This window comes from Dialister sp., assembly GCF_051885895.1.
Classification (GTDB): Bacteria; Bacillota; Negativicutes; order Veillonellales; family Dialisteraceae; genus Dialister.
Window position 1 is genome coordinate 1 of record NZ_JBJEXP010000054.1, and the last position, 2,166, is coordinate 2,166.

Below are 2,166 nucleotides of genomic sequence, written 5' to 3' on the forward strand. Positions count from 1 at the left end.
AGCTGCAAAGATATGAAGCTAAGATAAATCAATTGGAGTTACCCGATAGGCTGCTCAAAGAAGTGTATGTCATTCTTCTGCAGTCTGCTCTATTTTATGGAGAGGGCATCTCCATGGCAGGCCTGATGAAAGAAACCGGCAGGAACAGAGGAACGATTCAGAAAAGGCTGGATATGATACCTGAAAATCAGATGATTGTGTCAAAGATGGGAAAAACCAGGTATTACAAGCTGAACCTGATGATGTTTAAGGACATTTGAGGGGAGTGTCTGCCTTCCGCTTACCGCTGTCCGTGGCCCTGCATGTTTCCCGCCGACTGGTATTTATCGGTATTTCTTTCACTTGCAGTTCTTACCGAGATCCTTCGCTGCTCTCAGGATGATATGTGGGAGGCGGGAAGGATAGGAGTGTCAGTACAGTGCTTAATTTTTCGGACCTGTTTTCACCGCTTTGCGGACACGCTCACGGTCGGGCAACGAAATAACGGCTTGAAGTTAAAGTCTTTTTGTAATGAAGAAAGACCCTTTTATGAAAGGAGTATGATTTGCAACAAAAGTCAGGCAGGAATATGGAATAAGTAAATGGTTTCCACAATTATGAATTCTTAAGTCCCATCCACCAGTCCTGGTGTTCCAGGTACCAGTGGATGGTCTTTTTGATTCCCTGGGGGAGTTTTGTTTCCGGCATCCAGCCCAGATCCTTATGAATTTTGGTCGGATCTATGGCGTAGCGGCGGTCATGGCCTTTTCTATCCGGTACATGGGTGATAAGGCTTTCCGGTTTTCCCAGTTCCCTGAGAATAAGCTTTACGATATCCATGTTTGCCATTTCATTATGACCGCCGATGTTGTAGATTTCACCGGGTTTTCCCTTTTGAAGGATCAGGTCGATGGCTCGGCAGTGGTCTTCCACATAAAGCCAGTCTCGTATGTTTTTACCGTCGCCATACACGGGAATGGGCTGATTGGCCAGGGCTTTCTGCAGCGTGAGAGGAATCAGTTTTTCAGGAAATTGATAAGGCCCATAGTTATTACTGCAGCGGGAAATCGTGACAGGCAGGCCGTAGGTGCGGCAGTAGGCACCTGCAAGAAGGTCAGCGCCGGCTTTGGAGCTGCTGTAGGGGGAGCTGGGGCGGAGCGGGGTCTTTTCAGTGAAGAAGAGATCAGGCCTGTCTAAGGGAAGGTCGCCGTAGACTTCATCGGTGGAAATCTGGTGATAGCGGAGTATGCCGTATATACGGCAAGCGTCCATGAGGACGGAGGTGCCGATGACATTGGTTTCCAGAAAAATTTCCGGATTCTTGATCGACCGGTCTACATGGGATTCGGCGGCAAAGTTGACTACTATATCCGGATGTTCTTCTTCAAAAAGATGATAGACCGCTTTCCTGTCGCAGATATCCATTTTTACAAATCGGAAATTCGGTTTATTCATGACCGGCGTCAGGGTAGATAGATTGCCTGCATAAGTCAGCTTATCCAGGCAGATGATTCGATAGTCCGGATATTTCTTCATCATGTAAAATATGAAATTAGAACCGATGAATCCGGCACCGCCGGTAATGATGATGGTCATAGCATGCTCCTTGACAGGAAATGAATGAAATGAGAAAAAGGAGAGGCAGGGCTGCTGCAGGACAGGGGCCCTTTTTATTTTTATTATAGGGAGAATCCGGACTCGGCACAATCATAAAGGCAGTGTGCGCTTTCTGTAAAAGGAGCGATTCTTCTTTTTTTCTAACGTGGAAGGATAAGAAGATAATCAGACTGCAGTGTAGAAAGAGAAATAGAACAAGATAGAAGAAACTTTTTATGAAGTATGCTTAACTTTCCACTTAACATTTCTATATATATGTATTATAATATAAAAGGAGATCGGAGTGATTCCAATGGTCTTGCAAAGGAGGTCTTTACCATGGAAAAAAAGATGGATAAAGAAATCAAAAAAGGCGTAGTATTGGATGAGAAGATCACCAAGGGAGTGGAGGAACTGCGCAGGGACAGCCCGGCAGCAGCTTACAAAGCGGGAAAAATTCTGGAAACCCAGGATACCGTATTCAATAATGAACCTTCCGGACTTCCCAGTGACTCCGACAGGTAAGTTTGAAATTGTTATGATATGATTTTAGCCCTGATGTTTGAGAACATCAGGGCTTTTTTTATGGCA

The 2,166-nt window shown here is 45.2% G+C and carries 3 protein-coding genes; 2 read left to right on the forward strand and 1 reads right to left on the reverse strand.

What is annotated here, in order from left to right:
• Positions 1 to 32: 32 nt before the first annotated feature.
• The gene (locus ACI4N7_RS04655) at positions 33 to 260 is read left to right on the forward strand and encodes a hypothetical protein (RefSeq protein WP_439732199.1); all 228 of its coding nucleotides are present in this window, start codon (positions 33 to 35) and stop codon (positions 258 to 260) included.
• A gap of 334 nt (positions 261 to 594) precedes the next feature.
• Here ACI4N7_RS04655 and rfbB read toward each other — a convergent pair whose 3' ends face one another.
• Positions 595 to 1,575, reverse strand: a complete 981-nt coding sequence (gene rfbB, locus ACI4N7_RS04660) for a dTDP-glucose 4,6-dehydratase (protein ID WP_439732200.1) — start codon at positions 1,573 to 1,575, stop codon at positions 595 to 597.
• A 339-nt stretch (positions 1,576 to 1,914) separates the two neighbouring features.
• Between rfbB and ACI4N7_RS04665 the strand changes: the two genes are divergently transcribed.
• Positions 1,915 to 2,100 carry a hypothetical protein gene (locus ACI4N7_RS04665; protein WP_439732201.1) on the forward strand — a complete coding sequence of 62 codons (186 nt, stop codon included), beginning with the start codon at positions 1,915 to 1,917 and terminating at the stop codon, positions 2,098 to 2,100.
• Positions 2,101 to 2,166: the final 66 nt, after the last annotated feature.